This window comes from Pseudomonas sp. P1_F1_2, from assembly GCF_056405815.1.
On sequence record NZ_JBFUBK010000029.1, the window covers coordinates 1 to 20,462 of the forward strand.

At 58.6% G+C, this 20,462-nt stretch carries 20 protein-coding genes and 1 pseudogene; 5 read left to right on the plus strand and 16 right to left on the minus strand.

From position 1 onward, the window contains the following. A pseudogene (locus AC1D2P_RS11100) lies at positions 1-438 on the minus strand (toxin); the annotation flags it as partial. Positions 439-557: 119 nt separating this feature from the next. Continuing rightward, on the minus strand, positions 558-1,745 hold the full coding sequence (nhaA, locus tag AC1D2P_RS11105; protein ID WP_223523919.1) for a Na+/H+ antiporter NhaA: 1,188 nt from the start codon (positions 1,743-1,745) through the stop codon (positions 558-560). A 248-nt stretch (positions 1,746-1,993) separates the two neighbouring features. Between nhaA and AC1D2P_RS11110 the strand changes: the two genes are divergently transcribed. Further along, positions 1,994-3,091: a PLP-dependent cysteine synthase family protein gene (locus tag AC1D2P_RS11110; RefSeq protein WP_175649017.1), complete on the plus strand. Its 1,098-nt coding sequence runs from the start codon at positions 1,994-1,996 to the stop codon at positions 3,089-3,091. A gap of 143 nt (positions 3,092-3,234) precedes the next feature. On the opposite strand, the gene AC1D2P_RS11115 is transcribed toward AC1D2P_RS11110, so the two are convergent. Further along, entirely contained in the window at positions 3,235-4,848 is a 1,614-nt protein-coding gene (locus AC1D2P_RS11115) for an NAD(P)/FAD-dependent oxidoreductase (RefSeq protein ID WP_477811426.1), read from the minus strand. Between the two features lie 94 nt (positions 4,849-4,942). Next, the gene (locus AC1D2P_RS11120; protein WP_109788030.1) at positions 4,943-5,608 is read right to left on the minus strand and encodes a COG3650 family protein; all 666 of its coding nucleotides are present in this window, start codon (positions 5,606-5,608) and stop codon (positions 4,943-4,945) included. Between the two features lie 173 nt (positions 5,609-5,781). On the opposite strand from AC1D2P_RS11120, the gene AC1D2P_RS11125 reads away from it, so the two are divergent. Further along, complete coding sequence (locus tag AC1D2P_RS11125; protein WP_477758351.1) at positions 5,782-6,138, plus strand: SecDF P1 head subdomain-containing protein; 357 nt, start codon at positions 5,782-5,784, stop codon at positions 6,136-6,138. Positions 6,139-6,150: 12 nt separating this feature from the next. On the opposite strand, the gene AC1D2P_RS11130 is transcribed toward AC1D2P_RS11125, so the two are convergent. After that, positions 6,151-6,750 (minus strand): short chain dehydrogenase, encoded by a 600-nt coding sequence (locus AC1D2P_RS11130; protein ID WP_109788032.1) that lies wholly within the window; start codon positions 6,748-6,750, stop codon positions 6,151-6,153. 104 nt (positions 6,751-6,854) lie between these two features. Between AC1D2P_RS11130 and AC1D2P_RS11135 the strand changes: the two genes are divergently transcribed. After that, on the plus strand, positions 6,855-7,781 hold the full coding sequence (locus AC1D2P_RS11135) for a LysR family transcriptional regulator (protein WP_109788033.1): 927 nt from the start codon (positions 6,855-6,857) through the stop codon (positions 7,779-7,781). Between the two features lie 146 nt (positions 7,782-7,927). On the opposite strand, the gene AC1D2P_RS11140 is transcribed toward AC1D2P_RS11135, so the two are convergent. From AC1D2P_RS11140 to AC1D2P_RS11180, 9 genes are all read right to left on the minus strand, one after another. Then, positions 7,928-8,410, minus strand: a complete 483-nt coding sequence (locus tag AC1D2P_RS11140) for a DoxX family protein (RefSeq protein ID WP_046029349.1) — start codon at positions 8,408-8,410, stop codon at positions 7,928-7,930. After that, entirely contained in the window at positions 8,407-9,168 is a 762-nt protein-coding gene (locus AC1D2P_RS11145) for an HvfC/BufC N-terminal domain-containing protein (protein WP_046029351.1), read from the minus strand. Before AC1D2P_RS11145 ends, AC1D2P_RS11140 begins: the two co-directional genes overlap by 4 nt. Then, entirely contained in the window at positions 9,165-10,019 is an 855-nt protein-coding gene (bufB, locus tag AC1D2P_RS11150) for an MNIO family bufferin maturase (RefSeq protein ID WP_477758352.1), read from the minus strand. Before bufB ends, AC1D2P_RS11145 begins: the two co-directional genes overlap by 4 nt. 25 nt (positions 10,020-10,044) lie before the next feature. Then, on the minus strand, positions 10,045-10,353 hold the full coding sequence (locus AC1D2P_RS11155) for a BufA1 family periplasmic bufferin-type metallophore (protein ID WP_077430767.1): 309 nt from the start codon (positions 10,351-10,353) through the stop codon (positions 10,045-10,047). 300 nt (positions 10,354-10,653) lie between these two features. Then, positions 10,654-11,355, minus strand: coding sequence for an ABC transporter ATP-binding protein (locus AC1D2P_RS11160; protein WP_007947260.1), 702 nt, complete (start codon positions 11,353-11,355; stop codon positions 10,654-10,656). Next, positions 11,356-12,123: a high-affinity branched-chain amino acid ABC transporter ATP-binding protein LivG gene (gene livG / locus AC1D2P_RS11165; RefSeq protein ID WP_046029357.1), complete on the minus strand. Its 768-nt coding sequence runs from the start codon at positions 12,121-12,123 to the stop codon at positions 11,356-11,358. Beyond that, positions 12,120-13,376 carry a high-affinity branched-chain amino acid ABC transporter permease LivM gene (locus tag AC1D2P_RS11170; protein WP_046029359.1) on the minus strand — a complete coding sequence of 419 codons (1,257 nt, stop codon included), beginning with the start codon at positions 13,374-13,376 and terminating at the stop codon, positions 12,120-12,122. Before AC1D2P_RS11170 ends, livG begins: the two co-directional genes overlap by 4 nt. Then, positions 13,373-14,296: a high-affinity branched-chain amino acid ABC transporter permease LivH gene (gene livH / locus AC1D2P_RS11175; RefSeq protein ID WP_109788036.1), complete on the minus strand. Its 924-nt coding sequence runs from the start codon at positions 14,294-14,296 to the stop codon at positions 13,373-13,375. Before livH ends, AC1D2P_RS11170 begins: the two co-directional genes overlap by 4 nt. A 232-nt stretch (positions 14,297-14,528) precedes the next feature. Further along, positions 14,529-15,656, minus strand: coding sequence for a branched-chain amino acid ABC transporter substrate-binding protein (locus AC1D2P_RS11180; protein WP_109788037.1), 1,128 nt, complete (start codon positions 15,654-15,656; stop codon positions 14,529-14,531). A 350-nt stretch (positions 15,657-16,006) separates the two neighbouring features. On the opposite strand from AC1D2P_RS11180, the gene AC1D2P_RS11185 reads away from it, so the two are divergent. Then, positions 16,007-16,330: a DUF2288 domain-containing protein gene (locus AC1D2P_RS11185; RefSeq protein ID WP_046029365.1), complete on the plus strand. Its 324-nt coding sequence runs from the start codon at positions 16,007-16,009 to the stop codon at positions 16,328-16,330. A gap of 286 nt (positions 16,331-16,616) precedes the next feature. Here AC1D2P_RS11185 and AC1D2P_RS11190 read toward each other — a convergent pair whose 3' ends face one another. After that, complete coding sequence (locus AC1D2P_RS11190; RefSeq protein WP_109788038.1) at positions 16,617-18,812, minus strand: hypothetical protein; 2,196 nt, start codon at positions 18,810-18,812, stop codon at positions 16,617-16,619. Positions 18,813-19,009: 197 nt separating this feature from the next. Between AC1D2P_RS11190 and AC1D2P_RS11195 the strand changes: the two genes are divergently transcribed. Then, positions 19,010-19,906 (plus strand): NAD(P)-dependent oxidoreductase, encoded by an 897-nt coding sequence (locus AC1D2P_RS11195; RefSeq protein ID WP_477758353.1) that lies wholly within the window; start codon positions 19,010-19,012, stop codon positions 19,904-19,906. 86 nt (positions 19,907-19,992) lie between these two features. Here the strand turns inward: AC1D2P_RS11195 and AC1D2P_RS11200 are convergent, their stop codons facing one another. Continuing rightward, positions 19,993-20,358: a YkgJ family cysteine cluster protein gene (locus AC1D2P_RS11200; protein WP_477811427.1), complete on the minus strand. Its 366-nt coding sequence runs from the start codon at positions 20,356-20,358 to the stop codon at positions 19,993-19,995. Between the last annotated feature and the right edge of the window lie 104 nt (positions 20,359-20,462).

Here is a 20,462-nt window from a genome sequence, read left to right on the forward strand (position 1 = left end):
GCCCAGGACCGGAGTAGCAAGAATGGGGGCGCCAAGGGCGAGCCGGCCAATGCCGAGTGAGAGGGTACTGCCACTGATGGTTTCGAGATTCAGTAGCCCGGCATCGCCTACGTCACGAGCGCCAAGCCAGGCGATTTCACCGTAATCCTTGAGGCTGTCGGTGGGGACGACGCCCGAGGGATTCGAGTAGTCGATGATGGCGTCCGGCAAGTTGCAGGACTTGGCGAAGACGCATCCGGCGCGAACGGTTTCGTCCTTTTTCGCCGAGCCTTGAAGGCGATCTTCAAAGGCTTGCTGGCGGGCGAGCATGGCGTCGTAAGCGGATTGTCGTGCATCCCGCTCGGCCAGTTCAGTGGCCGTCATGAAGCGGTGGGTGACGTGATGACCGTCACCGGAGGGTGGGTTTTTAACCCTGGGAACTTCCTTGTTGCCAGCCACTGATCTTCCTTGCGTTCGTCCGTCGACAGCTCCCGAAATAGGAGCTGTACGACGTTAACGAAGGAGGTTAATCGTGGCTGTAGGACGAGTCCTGAATGTCGCTAAGACTGTTCGCTATCTCAGGATTGCAGAACGGCGCTCTTGCGACTGGCCATTGCCGTCACCGCGTATCCGATCAGTGCGGCCAGAATCGAGCCGGTCAAGATGCCCATCCGGTCCATCCCGGCGTAGTCACTGACGCCTGGTTCGAATGCCAGGGAACCGACAAACAGACTCATGGTGAAACCAATCCCGCAGAGCATCGCCACACCCAGCACCTGGCCCCAGTTCGCACCTTGGGGCAGGGTGGCAATGCCGATTTTCACGGCCAGCCAGGTCAGGCCGAAAACGCCCACCGTTTTACCCAGCAACAGGCCAATCGCGATGCCCATCGGCACATGGTGGGTAAAGCTTTCAACGGTGATGCCGCTCAGGGACAAGCCGGCGTTGGCGAAGGCGAACAGCGGCAGGATGCCGTAAGCCACCCACGGGTGCAGGGCGTGTTCAAGGGTCAGCAGCGGTGAAGGCTCGGCGTTTTTGGTGCGCAGCGGAATACAGAACGCCAACGTCACACCGGCGAGTGTTGCGTGGACGCCGCTCTTGAGCACACAGACCCAGAGAATCAAACCGATGATCATGTACGGCCCGAGCTTCACCACACCGAGTCGGTTCATGGTGATCAACGCGATGATGCAGGCGGCAGCCAGTGCCAGGGACAGCGTCGACAGCGTGCCAGAATAGAAGATGGCGATGACGATGATCGCGCCCAGGTCGTCAATGATCGCCAGGGTCATCAGGAACAACTTCAGCGACACCGGTACCCGCTTGCCCAGCAAGGCGAGCACGCCGAGGGCAAAGGCAATGTCGGTGGCCATCGGGATGGCCCAGCCGCCCAAGGCGGTCGGGTCGTCACGGTTCAAGAACCAGTAGACCAGCGCCGGCACGACCATCCCGCCAATGGCAGCGGCGCCCGGCAGGACGATTTGCGAGGGCTGCGACAACTGGCCGTCGAGGACTTCGCGTTTGACTTCCAGGCCGATCAGCAGAAAGAACATCGCCATCAGGCCGTCGTTGATCCACAGCAGCAACGGTTTGGCGATTTTCAGTGCGCCGATCTGAGCGACGACAGGGGTGTCCAGCAGCCCGCTATAGAGCCACGACAGGGACGAGTTGTTGATGATTAAAGCCAGGGCTGCCGCGGCGATCAGTAACAGACCGCTGGCAGCTTCCAACTGAAAGAAACGCGTGAAAGTGCTACGCAGAGGCAAGGTCGCTCTCCATCGATGAATTCAAAAGGTGGCACACCCTAACCCGTACTGTTAGTTGTTAAAACAAAAGTTATATTCTTTTTTGTTATATGGCGTAACAAGGTGGAGGACGGGGCCGGACTTGAGCCTAGCAGTTGTCGGCCGTATTGGGCCTCAGCTGTACCTGTGCGTGATGTAGGTTTTTTCCTAAGCTTCGAGGGATAGGCCTTACGCAAAGGCCGACTTTTGCCTGACTCCACGAGAAAACCATCATGAGCGACAATCGACAGTGGGCCCGCGAAGCTATCCGGATCATTGAAGCGGACTTCCAGCGCAGCGCCGATACCCACCTGATCCCCTTGCCGCTGCCGGGTTTTCCGGGCATCGAACTGTATTTCAAGGATGAATCCAGCCACCCCACCGGCAGCCTGAAACATCGCCTGGCGCGCTCGCTGTTTCTGTATGCGCTGTGTAACGGCTGGCTCAAGCCCGGTGCACCGGTGATCGAGGCGTCCAGCGGTTCGACGGCAATTTCCGAGGCGTATTTCGCCAGTTTGCTGGGACTGCCGTTCATTGCGGTGATGCCGGCGACCACCTCCAAGGAAAAAATCGCGCAAATTGCTTTCTATGGCGGCAAGAGTCATCTGGTCGACGACCCGACTCAGATCTACGCCGAGTCCGAACGGCTGGCGCGAGAGCATGATGGTCATTTCATCGACCAGTTCACCTACGCCGAACGCGCCACTGACTGGCGAGCGAACAACAACATTGCGGAATCGATCTTCCACCAGATGCGTTTCGAGCAGCACCCCGAGCCGAGCTGGCTGATTTCCAGCCCTGGCACGGGGGGTACAACCGCAACGCTGGGTCGTTACGTGCGTTATCGCCAGCATTGCACCCGCGTGCTGTGCGCCGATGCCGAGCGTTCGGTGTTCTTCGATTACTACCAGACGGGTGATGCCAGCCTGCGCCTGGAGTGCGGTTCGCGGATCGAAGGCATCGGCCGGCCTCGGGTGGAAGCGTCGTTCCTGCCCAAGGTGATTGATGCCATGGTCAAAGTGCCGGACGCGTTGTCGCTGGCGGCCATGCACTACCTGGCACAGCGCCTGGGGCGACGGGTTGGCGGATCGAGCGGGACCAATCTGATCGGCGCCCTGATGGCGGCGCAGCAGATGGTCGCGGCGGGGGAGTCGGGATCGATCGTGGCGATTCTGTGCGATGGTGGCGAGCGTTATGCCACCACCTATTACGATCAGGATTGGCTCAAGGGCCAGGGGTATGAGTTGAGTGGCTTGATGGCTACTGTGGCGGCGAGTGTCGAGCGCGGTGAGCCGCTGCCGGCCAGCGTGTTGCGCGCCAATATCTGAGATCTTTCAAACACTGAAGATCCCTGTGGGAGCAGGGCTTGCCCGCGATGGCGGATTCAGATTCAACAAAGATGTTGACTGATCTGCCGCCATCGCGGGCAAGCCCGGCTCCCACAGGTCTTGTGTTGTGGCAAAGAATTATGTCAGGCCTCAAGGCCCAGGATGTCGCGGGCCACAGCTTCGGCAATCCGAATACCGTCCACACCCGCCGACAGAATCCCGCCCGCATAACCCGCGCCTTCACCCGCCGGAAATAAGCCCTTCACGTTCAGGCTCTGCATCGATTCGTTACGGGTAATGCGCAACGGTGACGAGGTGCGTGTCTCGATCCCGGTCAATACGGCGTCATGCAGCGAGTAACCGCGGATCTGCTTCTCGAACGCTGGCAACGCCTCACGAATCGCCTCGATGGCGAATTCCGGCAAGGCCAGGGCCAAATCACCCAGGGCAACGCCTGGCTTGTAGGAGGGTTCGACACTGCCCAGTTCGGTGGACGGCTTGCCGGCGATAAAGTCGCCGACCAGTTGCGCCGGTGCTTCGTAGTTGCTGCCGCCCAGCACAAAAGCGTGGGATTCCAGGCGTTCCTGCAACTCGATACCGGCCAGCGGGCCGCCCGGATAATCAACTTCCGGGGTAATGCCGACGACGATCCCGGAGTTGGCATTGCRCTCGTTACGCGAGTACTGGCTCATGCCATTGGTGACCACGCGATTGGGCTCGGACGTCGCCGCGACCACGGTGCCGCCCGGGCACATGCAGAAGCTGTAGACCGAGCGGCCGTTCTTGGCGTGGTGCACCAGTTTGTAGTCGGCAGCCCCGAGTTTCGGGTGGCCGGCATACTTGCCCAACCGCGCGCGGTCAATCAGCGACTGCGGGTGTTCAATGCGGAAACCCACCGAGAACGGCTTGGCTTCCATGAACACGCCACGGCCRTGGAGCATGCGGAAGGTGTCCCGGGCGCTGTGGCCGAGGGCCAGAATCACGTGTTTGGAGTGGATCTTCTCGCCGCCATTTAGCTCGACGCCGACCAGTTGGCCATCCTCGATCAACACATCGGTGACACGTTGCTGGAAGCGGACTTCGCCGCCCAGTGCGCGAATCTGCTCACGCATGTTTTCCACTACGCCAGTCAGACGGAACGTACCGATGTGTGGCTTGCTGACGTAGAGAATCTCTTCCGGGGCGCCGGCCTTGACGAACTCGTGCAGCACTTTACGGCCGATGAATTTCGGGTCTTTGATTTGGCTGTAGAGCTTGCCGTCGGAGAACGTCCCTGCGCCGCCTTCACCGAACTGGACGTTGGATTCAGGGTTGAGCACGCTTTTACGCCACAGGCCCCAAGTGTCCTTGGTGCGCTGGCGCACTTCGGTGCCACGTTCGAGGATGATCGGCTTGAAGCCCATTTGCGCGAGCAACAGCCCGGCGAAAATCCCGCACGGCCCGAAACCCACAACCACGGGGCGTTGCTGCAAATCGGCCGGTGCCTGGCCGACCACTTTGTAACTGACATCCGGCGCCACGTTGACGTTACGGTCATCGGCGAACCTGTGCAGCAGTGTCGCCTCATCCTTGGCGGTGAGGTCGATGGTGTAGATGAAGCACAGTTCGGAGGACTTTTTTCGCGCATCGTAGCTGCGCTTGAACAAGGTGAAATCGAGCAGGTCATCACTGGCGATGCCCAGGCGCTGCACGATGGCAGGGCGCAGGTCTTCTTCGGGATGGTCGATCGGCAACTTGAGTTCGGTGATTCGTAACATGGCAGGACCCGGTTCGCGGGGCGCACAACTGCGCCAAGGCGTTTGAAACCGGTGATTATAAGCCCCAAAGGAGATTCCCGTGAGGCTTAAACGATCAGTCGTTACGCGAACCGCCGAAATACGCGCAACCGCGCTGGACCTGACCATTGATGCGCAGTTCTGCGCTCATGTGCTGGACGCTGCCGGTGGTGCTGTCGACGCAACGTTGCGGCGTGACCCACAGTTCGATGTGCTGGTTATTGGCTTCGGTGCCGAGGTTGAAACGGCCATCGCCCAGTTGTTCTTCCACGTACGGTAGGGCCAGAGGCGGTTGACCGGCGCGATCAATCACCATGCCTTTGCCGCTGACTTTGACGCTCCACTCTGGCGAGTGGCCGGCTGCGCGCAAAATCAGCAGTTTGAAATTGGGATCGTCACACGCCGTGCCCGAGCGCTCGACGCGGTAGAGCTGTTCCAGATCGAGGCGACTCTCGGCACCACTGGCCACAATGCGCCCACGCACATCGGCGAACAACTTGCCCTGTTTATCAGCCAGGGACGCGGCCTGTTGCAGAACGCTGGTGCCGCCGGTGTCGTTGACCACATAACTGCGCTGTTCATTGCATGGCTGGAACAGCAAGTTGCCGCCCGCCGCCGTCAACTGGCCCTGCATGCGGGTCTGGCCCACGTGGGAGGCGCTTTCACGCGGGCCATCAAACAACTGACAGGCGGCAAACAGCGGCAGCAGGGCAACAAGGACTAAGGAACGGGCAACACGCATCTTTGGCTCTCCAGACAAGTGCCGTCACGTTACTCAGCCTGACCGTTCATCACAAGGCTGGAGTTGTTCTCAGACAAAGTAGAGGGTGATTTCCGGCAACATCTTGTGAATGATTTCGATGCCGAGTATCAGAGTGCCAAAGGTAAGCTGCCACGTTTTTACAGGGAGCGGATATGAAGAACACAATGGGCTGGAAGTTCTGGTTGTTTTTAATTGTGATGACGGGGGCCACGGGCACTCAGGCTGCCGAGATCAATTTGTCTTCGGCAACCGACTTCACTCGAATGGAGTTGTTATTGAAGGACAACGACAGACTTCATTCAGAATTTGAAATGAATGTCACGCTCAGTCCTGAAGCAACTGAGCGTATGCAGCGTATTACCCGTGAGTCGATAGGCCAGAAATTGACGCTATTGATCAATGGTTGGAAGGTTTCTACGGCGACAGTGCAATCGGTCTTGGGCTCGCAGTTCAGAGTGTCCATCCCGACAGCCATCGCCAAAGACCTCTTGCCCACGTTAGTTGATTGAGCCTGAACCGGCTCAGCCGACGTGAAAAGTCTGACCTGTCTGCAAGCCTTCCACGCTTTTGGCGTAAGACAATGCCACATCGGCTGCAGGAACCGGTTTGAAACCACGGAAGTAAGGCGCGTATTTGCCCATGGCTTCCACCAGCACATTCGGGCTGATCGAGTTCACGCGCAGGCCGCGGGGCAGTTCGATGGCGGCGGCGCGGACGAAGCTGTCCAGCGCGCCGTTGACCAGCGCCGCCGAGGCGCCGCTGTAAATCGGGTCGTGGCTGAGCACGCCGGTGGTCAAGGTGAACGAGGCGCCATCGTTGGCGAACTCACGGCCGATCAGCACCAAATTGACCTGGCCCATCAGTTTGTCTTTCAGGCCCAGCGCGAAGCTTTCTTCGGTCATGTCGTTCAACGGTGCGAACGTAACGTTGCCGGCGGCGCAGATCAGGGCATCGAACCTGCCGGTCTGTTCGAACAGCTTGCGGATCGAGGCGCTGTCGCTGATGTCCACCTGAAAGTCGCCACTGTTGCGACCGATACGAATGATCTCGTGACGCTGGGACAGTTCCTTGTCGACTGCCGAGCCGATGGTGCCGCCTGCGCCGATCAATAGAATTTTCATCATGCTGTTCCTCGATGGGTTGAATGAGGTCTCAGTCTAGAGTGGTTTTTTTCGTTGATAAGCGCACTAATAGGCAACCTTTGGTTTTCAAATGGAAACAATCCATGAGTGAGATGGATGATCTGGCGGCGTTTGCGGTATTGATTGAAGCCGGGAGTTTCACGTTGGCGGCGCAGCAACTGGGTTGCAGCAAGGGCCAATTATCCAAGCGCATCAGCCTGTTGGAGACGCGGTTTTCGGTGGTGCTGTTGCAACGCACCACTCGACGTTTGAGCCTGACAGCAGCGGGGGCGGCGCTGTTGCCGCAAGCTCAGGCGCTGGTCGTACAAGTGGAGAGGGCGCGTCAGGCATTGGCACGGTTGAAGGACGATATGGCGGGGCCGGTGCGTATGACGGTGCCGGTATCGCTGGGAGAAACGTTCTTCGATGGCTTATTGCTGGAGTTCTCCGGCAAGTACCCTGACGTGCAGATCGAGCTTGATCTGAACAACCAGTTTCACGACTTGTCCCGGGATGGTTTCGACCTGGCGATTCGCTCCGAGGTGGGTAACGACGAGCGTCTGGTGGCCCGGCCGCTACTGGCCTGGCACGAAATGACCTGTGCCAGCCCGGCGTATCTTGAACAGTATGGAGAGCCACAAACGCCCCAGGCCTTGGCCGAACATCGTTGCCTGCTCAACAGCCATTACAGCGGTCGCGAAGAATGGTTGTATCACCAGCAACACGAACTGTTGCGGGTGCGGGTGTCGGGGCCGTTTGCCAGCAATCACTACAGCTTGCTGAAGAAAGCGGCACTGGCCGGCGCCGGTATCGCCCGCTTGCCGTCCTACTTGTTGCAGGCGGAATTGGCTGACGGGCGTTTGCGCTGGCTCCTGCGCGATTATCAGACGCGGCGTATGCCGATGTACCTGGTTCACCCGTATCAGGGCGGGCTGCCAAAACGTACTCAAGTGCTGGCGGATTACCTGATCGGCTGGTTCAAGCGCAGCGGCGAAGCGCTGGATCGGCTTAGCCTCGCACGGCCTTTGTAGCAGCTGTCGAGCTTGCGAGGCTGCGTTCGACTGCGAAGCAGTCGTGAAGTCAGTCACCGTGGTCTGACACGTAAACCGCGTTTGCAGGTTTTGCGACCGCTTCGCGTTCGAACGCAGCCTTCGGCAGCTGCTACAGGGGATCTGAGTTAGCGGGAGTAGCGCCGGGCGATCAGATGATCGATCGACAATTTACCCGGCCCGGTTGCCATCAGATACAGCAGCACTGCCGCCCAGGTGCCGTGCGTCGGGTAAGCATCCGGGTACACAAACAGTTGAATAGTCAGGGTCATGCCCAGCAACGCCAGCGCCGAAAATCGCGTGGCGAAGCCAATCAGAATCAGGGCCGGGAAGAAGTGTTCGGCGAACGCCGCCATGTGTGCCGCGACCTCGGGCGAGAGCAGCGGCACGGGGTACTCACTCTTGAATAATGGAATGGTTGAGTCGGCCAGGCGTGGCCAACTGATCTCGAACGTGCCATCGATCAAGTCGATGGCCAGGCCTTCGACCTTGGTTTGCCCGGACTTCCAGAACACCGCCGCGATGGAGAACCGCGCAATGAAGGCGATCAGGCTCTGTGGAATCATTTCCAGCAGCGCAATGGCGCGGCTGATCGGGTTCTGAGTGTTCATGGCGTTACCTTGTTGTGATGAAGGTGAGTAATGACGTTGTGGGTGATCAACAGGCTCAGGGTCTGGTTGAGGTCGAACGCGGGAGCGGACTCCACGGCCTGAATCAGGGGCTGGCCGTTTTGCAGGTTCTGGATGAAAGCGCTGGCGCCGGGGTCGATGGCAAAGACTTCCACGTCCAGTTCGTTGCGCACGATCAGCGTGTGTTGCCCAACGTTCAGATCGATCCCCGCCAGCGTTGCGTCTTGCTGATGTGCCGCCCAGATCGAAACCACGGCAAAGGCTGACGTCAACAGGTGCAAGGAGGGATGAAATTCGACAGTCAATTCGACCAGGGCTTGCGGATTGGCGAGTGCTGCGCCGATCTGTTGGTGGCTCAGCGGTTGAGCGTCGGCGGCGTGGTAAGCGACAGTGCGCAAGCGTTCCAATCGCGCGACATCGGCCAGATAGGGCAGGCTGGCCGCCGGTTCGAAGCCTTCGACGAAGTCCGCAAAATCGTCGCCGTAATCCTTTATCAGCGGGCTTCGGGGCGCATTGCCGAGCAAATAGATCCCGGCCATGGCGCGGAAGAATTCATCGCCGACCAATTGCGCCACTACGGGGTAGCTGTGCGCCAAGGCGTTGATCAGCGAGCTCTGCACATTGTTGCGATACACCGCGAAACGGCTGGCGGGATCGGCACCGTTGACGCTGAACAAGCCCTCGGGGCACGTCAATTGGCGATCAAGCAGGGCGGCGGCAAATGCGGCTTGAGTGCTCATGGTCGACCCCCGGCACACAGCAAGAGCTCATCGGCCTGACGCGCCTCGGCGTGCAAGACGCTGAAGGCCGGCAGCTGATTGTCGCGTTCGATCAGGGTGGCTATCGGGCCTGTTCGCTCCAGCACGTGCCGGTACAGCGACCAGACGGCGTTATCGATGGGGGCGCCGTGATCATCTATCAGCAGGCGGTCACCGAGGCTGTCGGTGTCTTCGGCAAACCCGGCCAGGTGAATCTCGCCGATGCTTTGAAGGGGCAGGGCGTTGAGGTAGGCCAAAGGGTCGCGACGATGATTGATGCACGACACGTAGACATTGTTCACGTCCAGCAACAGCCCGCAGCCCGTGCGGTGGATGACTTCGCCGATGAAGTCGGCTTCATCGATGGTCGAACGCTCGAACGCCAGGTAAGTGGCCGGATTCTCCAGCAACATCGGGCGTTTCAGGGTGCTCTGCACCTGGTCGATGTGTTCGCAGACGCGGTCTAGCGTTGCGTTGTCATAGGCCAGAGGCAACAGGTCATTCAAAAACGCCGGGCCATGACTGGACCAGGCCAGGTGTTCGGAAAAAGAGTGGGGTTGATAGCGCTCAATCAGTGCGGCGAGGCGCTTGAGGTGCTGAGTGTCCAGCGGACCTTCAGCACCGATCGACAAGCCTACGCCATGCAATGACAGCGGGTATTGCTCGCGAATCAAACCCAGGAAGTGATGAAACGGGCCGCCGGCCACCATGTAGTTTTCGGCGTGGACTTCGAAAAAACCGATGTCCGGGTGTGAACCGAGCACTTCACGGAAGTGCTCGGTCTTGAGCCCCAGCCCGGCGCGGGGCGGGAGCCCGAACGTTGAAGCGTTCATGGTCGACACTCAGGCGGGGTTCAGATCAGGCTTTGGCTTTAGCTTTGTAGGCTTCCATCTGACCGAAACCGGTCGGCGAGGTCTCGCTTGCAGTCGTCGCGCAGGTGCCTTTAGGGACCAGTTTCCAGGCATTAGTCTGGAAGTCGGTTTTCGAGGTGCCGGCGCACGTGGTGCCAGCGCCTGCTGCGCAATCGTTATGGCCTTTCATGGCAACGCCGAAGCATTTTTCCATGTCGTCGGCGGCGTGGGCGGTGGAAACAGCGGCCATGCTCAAAGCAGAACCGAGGGCCAGAACCAGGGCGGTGGCGGACAGGGTGCGGGTGGTAGCAGTCATGGTGTTTCTCCGGTTTTTGAGGATTGGCAAGAACGCGTTTGTGCTTGCTTACCCCACTAGAGAAAGGTCATGGCGATGCGTTACAGCCGCGCCCAAAATTTTTAAAAAAACCTCAAAACACCATCAACCCCTTGTAGGAGCCGAGCTTGCTCGCGATAGCGGTTTGTCATTCGACATCACTGTTGTCTGATCCACCGCTATCGCGAGCAAGCTCGGCTCCTACAGGGATGCATTGTCTGCAATGTAAATGGCAGGCACAAAAAAACGGCCCGAAGGCCGTTTTCTGTTTACCGCAATGGCTTAACCGCCGAGGTACGCTTCACGCACTTTCGGATCGGTCAGCAGGGCTTCACCCGTGCCTTGCATCACCACCCGGCCGTTCTCCAGAACGTACGCACGGTCGGCAATTTTCAGTGCCTGGTTGGCGTTCTGCTCAACCAGGAACACTGTCACACCGTCTTTGCGCAGCTGTTCGATGATGTCGAAGATCTGCTGGATGATGATCGGCGCCAGACCCAACGAGGGTTCGTCGAGCAACAGCAGCTTGGGTTTGCTCATCAGCGCACGGCCGATGGCGAGCATTTGCTGTTCGCCACCGGACATGGTGCCGCCGCGTTGGGCGAAGCGTTCTTTCAGGCGTGGGAAAAGTCCGAGAACCTTGTCCATCTGTTCCTGATAGTCGCCCTTGTCGGTGAAAAAACCGCCCATGGCGAGGTTTTCTTCCACGGTCAGGCGGGAGAACACCCGACGACCTTCCGGGACCACGGCGATGCTTTTGCGCATGATCTGCGACGAGCTCTGGCCGACCAGTTCCTCACCCATGTAGCGGATGCTGCCGCTGTGGGCTTGCGGCGAACCGCAAAGCGTCATCAGCAGGGTCGACTTGCCGGCACCGTTGGCGCCGATCAACGTCACGATTTCGCCCTGACGGACTTCGACGTTGACGCTGTGCAGGGCCTGGATCTTGCCGTAGAAGGTGGAAACGTTTTCGAATTGCAGCATTTACGCTTCCCCCAGGTAGGCTTTGATCACTTCGGGATTGTCGCGGATCTGATCCGGTGTGCCGTTGGCCAGAGGCGTGCCCTGGTTGATCACGACGATGTGGTCGGAAATGCTCATGACCAGTTTCATGTCGTGTTCGATCAACAGCACAGTGACGTTGTGCTCTTCACGCAGCACGCTGATCAGCGCCTTGAGGTCTTCGGTTTCCTTCGGGTTCAGGCCGGCAGCCGGTTCGTCGAGCATGAGGATCCGCGGACGGGTCATCATGCAGCGAGCGATTTCCAGACGACGTTGCTGACCGTAAGCCAGGGTACCGGCCGGGCGGTTGGCGAAGGCCTTGAGGTTGACCTTCTCCAGCCAGTACTCGGCGAATTCCATGGCTTCGCGTTCGCTTTTGCGAAAGCCCGGCGTCTTGAACAGGCCGGCCAGGAAGTTGGTGTTCAAATGACGGTGCTGGGCGATCAAGAGGTTCTCGACCGCGGTCATGTCCTTGAACAACCGCACGTTCTGGAAGGTGCGCACCACGCCTTTGAGGGCGATCTTGTGGCCCGGCAGGCCTTCGATCGGCTCGCCGTCCAGCAGGATGCTACCGCCGCTCGGCTTGTAGAAGCCGGTCAGGCAGTTGAACACCGTGGTCTTGCCGGCGCCGTTGGGGCCGATCAATGCCACGACCTGTTTTTCCTTCACGGTCAGGGCCACGCCGTTGACCGCCAGCAAGCCGCCGAAGCGCATGCTCAGGTTTTCTACTTTCAGGATCTCGCGGCTCATTTGCGCAGCTCCATGTGAGGACGTTGCATGGGCAGCAGGCCTTGAGGGCGCCAGATCATCATCAGCACCATCAAGGCGCCGAACATCAACATGCGGTATTCACTGAACTCACGCATCATTTCCGGCAGCAGGATCATCACCGTGGCGGCGAGTACGACGCCCAGTTGCGAACCCATGCCGCCCAGCACCACGATGGCGAGGATGGTCGCCGACTCGATGAAGGTGAAGGACTCCGGTGTCACCAGGCCCTGACGCGCAGCGAAGAAGCTGCCGGCGAAACCGGCGAAGCAGGCACCCAGGGTGAACGCAGAAAGCTTGATCGCCGTCGGGTTCAGCCCCAGCGCCCGGCAGGCGATTTCGTCTTCACGCAGTGCTTCCCAGGCACGGCCCAGAGGCATGCGCAGCAAGCGATTGATGACGAACAGGGCGAACAGCGACAACAACACCGCGATCAGGTAAAGGAAGATCACCTTGTTCACCGGGTTGTATGTCAGACCGAAGTACTCGTGGAAGGTCTGCAATCCCTCTGCGGCCGTTTTATCGAAGGTCAGTCCGAAAAGTGTTGGCTTGGGAATGTTGCTGATGCCGTTCGGGCCACCGGTGAGGTCGGTCAGGTTACGCAGGAACAGCCGGATGATTTCACCGAAGCCCAGGGTCACGATGGCCAGGTAGTCACCACGCAAACGCAACACCGGGAAGCCCAGCAGGAAACCGAACGTGGCCGCCATCAGGCCGGCAATCGGCAGGCAGATCCAGAAGCTCAGACCGTAGTAGTGCGACAGCAACGCATAACTGTAGGCACCGACGGCATAGAAACCGACATAACCCAGGTCGAGCAGGCCGGCCAGGCCGACCACGATGTTCAGGCCCAGGCCCAGCATCACGTAGATCAGCACCAGCGTTGCAATATCCACCGCACCGCGCGAGCCGAAGAACGGCCAGACCAGCGCACCGATGATCAGCGCAATGATGATCCAGCGTTGGGTGGTCGGCAGGGTCAGGAAATTACTGGCCTTGGCCGGCATCACCGGCATGTTCGGCGAGGATTTCCATGCCGCGCTGATCGACTTGTCGAACAACACTCGCAGGAACATCAGTACCGAGCACAGGGCAATGGTGATCAGCGTGGTGGTGCTGGTGCCATGGACTTCCAGGTTGATGCCGACGATGGTCAACTTCAGCCCGAGTACCGGATACGCCACAGCCCAAACTAACAGTGCGCTGAACAACGCCTGTCTAAGATTCCTAGTCATACTTTTTCAACCTCCGGACGGCCCAACAGGCCGGTTGGCCGGAACAACAACACCAGAACCAATAGACCGAAAGCCACGACGTCCTTGTACTGGTCGCCGAAAATGTCGGCACCAAAGGCTTCCGCTACCCCCAGCACAATCCCGCCGAGCATGGCGCCGGGAATGCTGCCGATACCGCCCAATACCGCTGCGGTGAAGGCCTTGAGGCCGACGAGGAAACCGGCGTTCGGGTTGATCACACCGTATTGCATGCTCAGCAGCACAGCCGCGATGGCCGCCAGTGCAGCACCGATGACGAAGGTCAGGGCGATGATGTTGTTGGTGTTGATACCCAGCAGGTTGGCCATCTTGATGTCTTCGGCACAGGCACGGCAGGCGCGACCCAGGCGAGAGCGGGAGATGAACAGCGTCAGGCCGAGCATGGCGATGAACGTCACCACGAACACCACGATTTGCATGTAGGAAATCAGCACTTCATGTGCACCACCTGGCCCGATGGCAAAGTTGCCGGGGATCAGGTTGGGGATGGATTTGTCCTTGGAGTCTTGCGCCAGCAGAACCGTGTTCTGCAGGAAGATCGACATGCCGATGGCGGAAATCAGCGGAATCAGACGGTTGCTGCCGCGCAAGGGGCGGTAGGCAATCCGTTCGATGCTGTAGCCGTAGGCACTGGTCACGACGATGGTCGCGAGGAAAGCGGCAGTCATCAACAGCGGAACGCTGTCGAGTCCCATCATGGACAGGCCCGCGATGGCGATGAACGCCACGTAGGAACCAATCATGTACACCTCGCCGTGGGCGAAGTTGATCATTCCAATGATGCCGTAAACCATCGTATAGCCGATGGCGATCAGGGCATACGTGCTGCCAATGGTCAGACCATTAACCAGCTGTTGGAAAAAGTGATAGATGTCAGGCATTACAGCGCTCCTAAAAACCTGATACGCATTTCACTGGTGGAGTCATTTTCCCGCTCGAGCCCCGTGGATCTGCATCCACTTCGAACGCGAGGTTTGCCAGCGAACCGCTGATGACGGTTTTGAGATTTTCAGGTGGGGAGACTGGCGGATCACGCCAGCGCGGCCCAAAACGTTCGTAAAACAAAGCCCACGGCACGCCGTGGGCTCTATTGGCAGTCAGTCAGGCAAAGCCTTACTGAGGCGAAGCTTCAGTTTTTGGTTTGCCGAAGTGCCACTCGTAAACCACAAATTTGAAGTCTTTCAGGTCGCCCTTGTCGTCGAACGCCAGGTCGCCAGTCGGGGTTTTGAAGGTGCCAGCGTGGATGGCAGCAGCCACTTTGGCGGTGTCTTCGGACTTGGCAGCCTTGATGCCGTCGGCGATCACTTCCACAGCCGAGTAGGCCGGGAACACGAACGGACCGCTCGGGTCTTCTTTCTTCGCCTTGAACGCGTCAGCCAGGGCAACGTTGGCCGGATCCTGGTCGAAGGATTTCGGCAGGGTTACCAGCAGACCTTCGGAAGCGTCTTTGGCGATCTGCGAAATGGAGTCGTTACCCACGCCTTCCGGACCCATGAACTTGGCTTTCAGGCCTTTTTCCTGGGATTGACGCAGGATCAGGCCCAGCTCTGGGTGGTAGCCGCCGTAGTAAACGAAGTCGACATTGGCTTGCTTGAGCTTGGAGATCATCGAAGAGAAGTCTTTGTCGCCGGCGTTGATGCCTTCGAACACGGCAACCTTGATGCCTTTGCCTTCGAGGGTTTTCTTCACGGCGGTGGCGATGCCTTCACCGTATTGCTGTTTGTCGTGCAGAACAGCAACGATTTTCGGTTTTACGTGATCGGCAATGTAGTTACCGGCGGCAGGGCCTTGGGCGCTGTCCAGACCGATGGTACGGAATACCATTTTGTAACCACGAGCGGTGATGTCCGGGCTGGTGGCAGCCGGGGTGATCATGATCACGCCTTCGTCTTCGTAAATGTCCGAAGCCGGTTGAGTGGAGCTGGAGCACAGGTGACCGACCACGAACTTGACGCCGTCGTTGACGACTTTGTTCGCTACCGCTACCGCTTGTTTCGGATCACAGGCGTCATCGTATTCAACGGCTTCGAGTTTCTTGCCGTCTACGCCGCCTTTGGCGTTGATCTGTTCGATGGCCATTTTGGCGCCACTGAACTGCATGTCGCCGTATTGGGCTACAGGACCGGTCTTAGGGCCGGCGATGCCGATCTTGATGGTGTCAGCTGCGAACGAATGGCTGGCAACCCCGGCCAGAACCATAGCGGCAAACAGTTTGGAAATCTGCTTAGTAGCCTTAGTCATAGTGCTCCACTCTTACTGTTGTAGTTTTTATAGTCCTGGCGCCGAAAGCAGCAGAACCGGGTCAGATATCTGCGACATTCCCCGGAAAAGCCCCTCGGCAACTGTACCGGTACAGTGTAGAGCGCCGATTGTCAGCCTGGGAAGGCGGCGCCGGGGGGCAAATCCTGCGAGTGTCGCTTTTTTGAATGAAAAAGACAGAATTGCGGCGGGGCATTGAGGGGCTTATAGCCGGATCCAGTGCATTCCTTGGCATTCCTGCGCTTTTCAATTCAGTGACTCAATTGCATCCGGGTTTTTCTGCCAGATTATCGACGTTATCATTTGCGTCGATTTCATTTCCGGACAGTCCCATGAATCAAGAACCTAGCACCCTCTATGCCAAGCTGCTTGGTGAAACCGCATCTATTACCTGGAAAGAGTTGGAGCCTTTCTTCGCCAAGGGTGCCCTATTGTGGGTCGACCCCGGCCTGGATTTGATCGCCGCCGCGGAGGCCTTGGCCCAGGATGAAGGCGAGAAAGTGGCTGCCTGGTTGGCCGCCGACAAGGTCGCCAAGCTCTCTGAAACGCGGGCGCTGGATCTTTTTGAACGTGATCCGCAGCTGTGGGCTGTGGTGGTTTCGCCGTGGATTCTGATCCAGGAAAGGGCAGCGAGCGAAAGCGTCGCACCAAAGTAGTGCTTAGTCCCGATGATAAAAAGTGTGTAGGTGAGTAGCGTGATGGCACGTTGCCGTGGAGAAAGGCCACGTACAGGGCCAGCATCACGGTAACGTAAACGTAACGGGCACAGTTCAGTGAGCAGCCGAAGGGCTGCTTAATTGTTTCTGGATATTGGATTTAGCTGATTTCGAAACCGCAATCGCGGGCAAGCCCGGCGCCTACAAGGTTGATGGCGTTCACAACATGTGTGATCGACATCGTCCCTGTAGGAGCCGAGCTTGCTCGCGATTGGGGCGCCGCCGATTAAGCGGTTTTGCCCGTATGGTTATTCAGCGAAATAACCTTGGTCTTGCCGATGCGGTGACGGTAGATCTCGCGCAGGTACTTGATCGCCTTCTTCACGCAATCGCGTGACAGACGAATGTCGTTGATCGAGACAAACTTGTCTTTGTCATTGATCAGCTCGCGGTACTTCTTCTCGTACATCGGTTTGATCGCGTACCAGTTGGTATCGAGGATCTTCGCCGGGTTTTCGAACTCGTTGAGCAAATCATCGATCCGGTCTTCGTCGAACTCTTCATTAATGATGAAATCGAGGATCGAGTTGTCCAGCGTCTCGTCGAAGCGGTACGGGTTTTTCGCAAAGCAGCGCTTGATGAAGGCCACGATCAGCGTCAGGAAGTCGTCCGACAGGCACGGGCTCTTGGCGATCAGGGTGGTCAGCGACAAGTTGGCCGAAGCGCCAATCACCAGCGCATAACGCTTGAGCGTGGTGTTCGGGAACAGGCTGTTGAGGTGAGTCTTCAACCGGTTCAGGTCCATGTAGGACAGCTTGTAGTCTTTTGGCAGCGAAACAATCGACACCACCGACGAGCAGTTCTTGAAGAAGTGCAGGTCGTGCAGCGCCGCGGCGTCGTAACCCGAATTCTTGTACTGCTCCAGCGAGGCGCGATAGCGCTTGGACTCGATCGGCAGCAGGCTGATGCCCTCGATCGCCTGGGTCACCTTGTTGAAGTGCGGCAGGTCGATGGAGCGGAAGAACAGGTCGTCGATGTTCAGGCGCTGCGGCTCTTTCTCGAACACCTTGAACTTGTCGCTGCTCGGCGGCGGGGTTTCCGGGACGACGGATTCGGCGTAGGCAATCGCCACCGGGCCGGCCAGGCTCATGAACAGGTCGTTGGCGTCCAGGCGAATGGTTTCGCCGATGTCGATGCCGGCACGACGGAAATAGTTCTGGTCGTAGTCAGTCGTGACCGCCTGCGCTGTCAGAATGTTGAATATCTGTTGCGAGATGTACTGGTTGGCGTGCTTTTCCATCGCATTGACGTCAATGTTCTGGATGTTGCCGTCATCGCTTTCTTCGGCATAACGCATGATGTCGTTGGAGATCAGCATCATGGCGTTCCATGGGCGGATACGCCCCATGACACTGGCTTCACTGCTGTCTTCGTTGGCGAAGTTGTAGGAGAAGTCCCACTCTTCTGACAGGTATTTGCACAGCAGGCGACCGGCGTTGATGTGCAGCGCCTCAGACATTTCACTGCGGTGATCGGAAATGTTCGGCAGCACGCAAATGCCGCTGGTGAAGATCGGCTCGAAGACGAAGGAGTGACCGCTTTTGCCGTCGTGTTCATCCATCGGCTTGGTGTCGAACGTCTTGTTCATGTACGAGTGTTGCTGGGCCAGGCCGAATTCCGAAGCCATGCCCGAACCGGTACCGCCACCGGCGCTGAAAATCGAGAAGTACAGGCGCGACTGGTTGGCTTTGATCCCGCAGCTGTCGATCAGGTACGAGTGAATCATCTTCCAGTCAGGGCTGGAGAAACGCTGGGTGTCCTTGTTCAGGATGATCTTGGCCAGGTACTGACCGAGAATCGGCGCGTTACCGGCGCCACCGGCGTGGACTTCCGACAAGTCCATGATTTTCATTTTGCTGTAGTCGCGCAGGAAACCGCTCTTTTCGCCTTTGCGCGAGAAACGGATGCGACCGGCAATGTCCTTGTCCAGGTCGCCGAGCATGACCAGCGGCTCTACCAGGAACACCGGTTTGGCACCCTTGTTGGTACCCAGGCGCAGGTTGTTACGAATCCATTGCGCCGGGCTGTAGCCCTTTTCCGCAAAACGTTTGTCCGGCGATAGACGGTCTTCGTTATTGAATTCGTTGAGATAAAACTTGCGGGCGTTGTACACCAGCTCCGCGACGTCCAGGGCGATGTTGGAGCCGCAACGACCCAGGCCAATCAGGCACACCGACGGGAATTCCTGGTCGTTGTGCTGTTCGCTGATGCCCTCGAGATGGGGCGGACGCGGGAACACCATGTCGCGCAGGCCATCGAGGTTATCGAGGATACGGTCGGTGTTGGTTTCGGTGAAATACAGGTACTGCTGAGTGGCCAGCGGGCGCGCCGGGGTCAATGGCTTCGACGATGAGGGGCTGTTCGCCGCGGGGCTCAGTGTCAGATCGGAGACCGTAGTGGCCGGGTTATTTTTAGAAGTCATTGTGCGCCATCTACCTGGACTTGTTGGCTGAGCGACAGCTGTCGTCGAACCATTCACGGAATGGGATCTCGCGTCTTTTTTTGCGCGTATTTGGCCCAAGACTCAGGAACGGGCCTGAGCAACACTGGGGGGAATCCTTTCCTTAGTCATGATGAATCGGCCACTATTCGGCGATCTTTAATCCAAAAGGAGGCTAAATGATGTCAACGCTACCTTCGTTGGGGTTCGCCGGGATCGGCTTGATGGGCCTGCCAATGTGCCGGCGCCTGCTGGCTGCGGGCTATCCGCTGACCGTGTGGAACCGCAATCCGGCCAAGTGCGCGCCGCTGGTTGAGGCCGGTGTCCGACAAGTGGCAACTCCGGCTGAGCTGGGTCAGCACGCCGACATCGTCATGCTGTGCCTGGCGGACACCGCCGTCGTACGTGAAGTGGTTTTTGGCCCGGCCGGGGTGGCGGCGGGAGCGAAAAGCGGTCAGTTGCTGGTGGACTTTTCCAGCCTCGAGCCCGGCGCGACACGAGACATGGCCAAACAGCTGAGTGACACAACCGGAATGAGTTGGCTGGATACGCCGGTGTCTGGCGGTGTGATCGGTGCCGAGGCCGGCAGCCTGGCGATCATGGTCGGCGGCGAGGCCGAGGACTTGCAGCGAGTGCATACGGTGTTAATGAACCTGGGCCAGCGTGTTACTCACATGGGCGGCGTCGGGGCCGGGCAGGTGACCAAGGCGTGCAATCAAATGATCGTGGCGTGCAATGCGCTGGTCATTGCTGAAGTGGTGGCGCTGGCCGAGTGTTCCGGGGTAGACGCGCGGTTGATCGCCGAAGCGTTGGCCGGTGGCTTTGCCGATTCAAAACCCTTGCAAATTCTCGCCCCGCAAATGGCCGAAAGCCGATTCGAACCGGTGAAGTGGCATGTGCGCACGCTGCTCAAGGATCTCGACACTGCGGTGAAGTTTTCCCGCGAACAGGGCTCGGCGACGCCACTCAGCGGATTGGCTGCGCAATTGATGCGACTGCATGGGAGCCAGGGTTTCCTGGAAAAAGATCCGTCGACGCTGGTGCAGATGTACCGCGAGCCAAATTCAAAGGCATGACATTGCACGTTTGCTTGCGCTGGTTGATTTCGTTCCGCGCTGGACGCAAATCACCCCGCGGCGCTAATCGCGTTGTGTACTAAGTCTCAGGCACTTTGTTCGTAGGGGATTTCGAACTCGGGTTGCAGGGCCGGCAGGCCAAATGCAGCCCGGGCGGCGTCGCAATCGACATTGGCTTCACCGTTGACCCACGATGCCTCGAACTCCCGACAGGTGCTGGAGCGTTGATCATAAATCGAGCATTTCGTTTCGCTGCCGACGTTGCCCACCAGGCTGACGCAGCGGGTGGGTTTGCAGTCTGTTCCGAGCATCGCTACCCGGCTGGGGCTGATTGAAGCGACCAGATCGTCAGGCACCGTTCCCCCGGCCGAGGTGCATTCACCCCAKAAGAAAGACACACGGAAATGGGAACAGCAGGCACCGCAATTCAGACACGGACTGACTTCGGACATGGGCGATTATCTAAGAGGAGTGGGCACGCAGGGGGGCGGCGAAGGTCGCTATTCTAGGCTTCGCAACGGGCTTTGGAAGGGGGGGCGAAAGGTATTTTTTACCG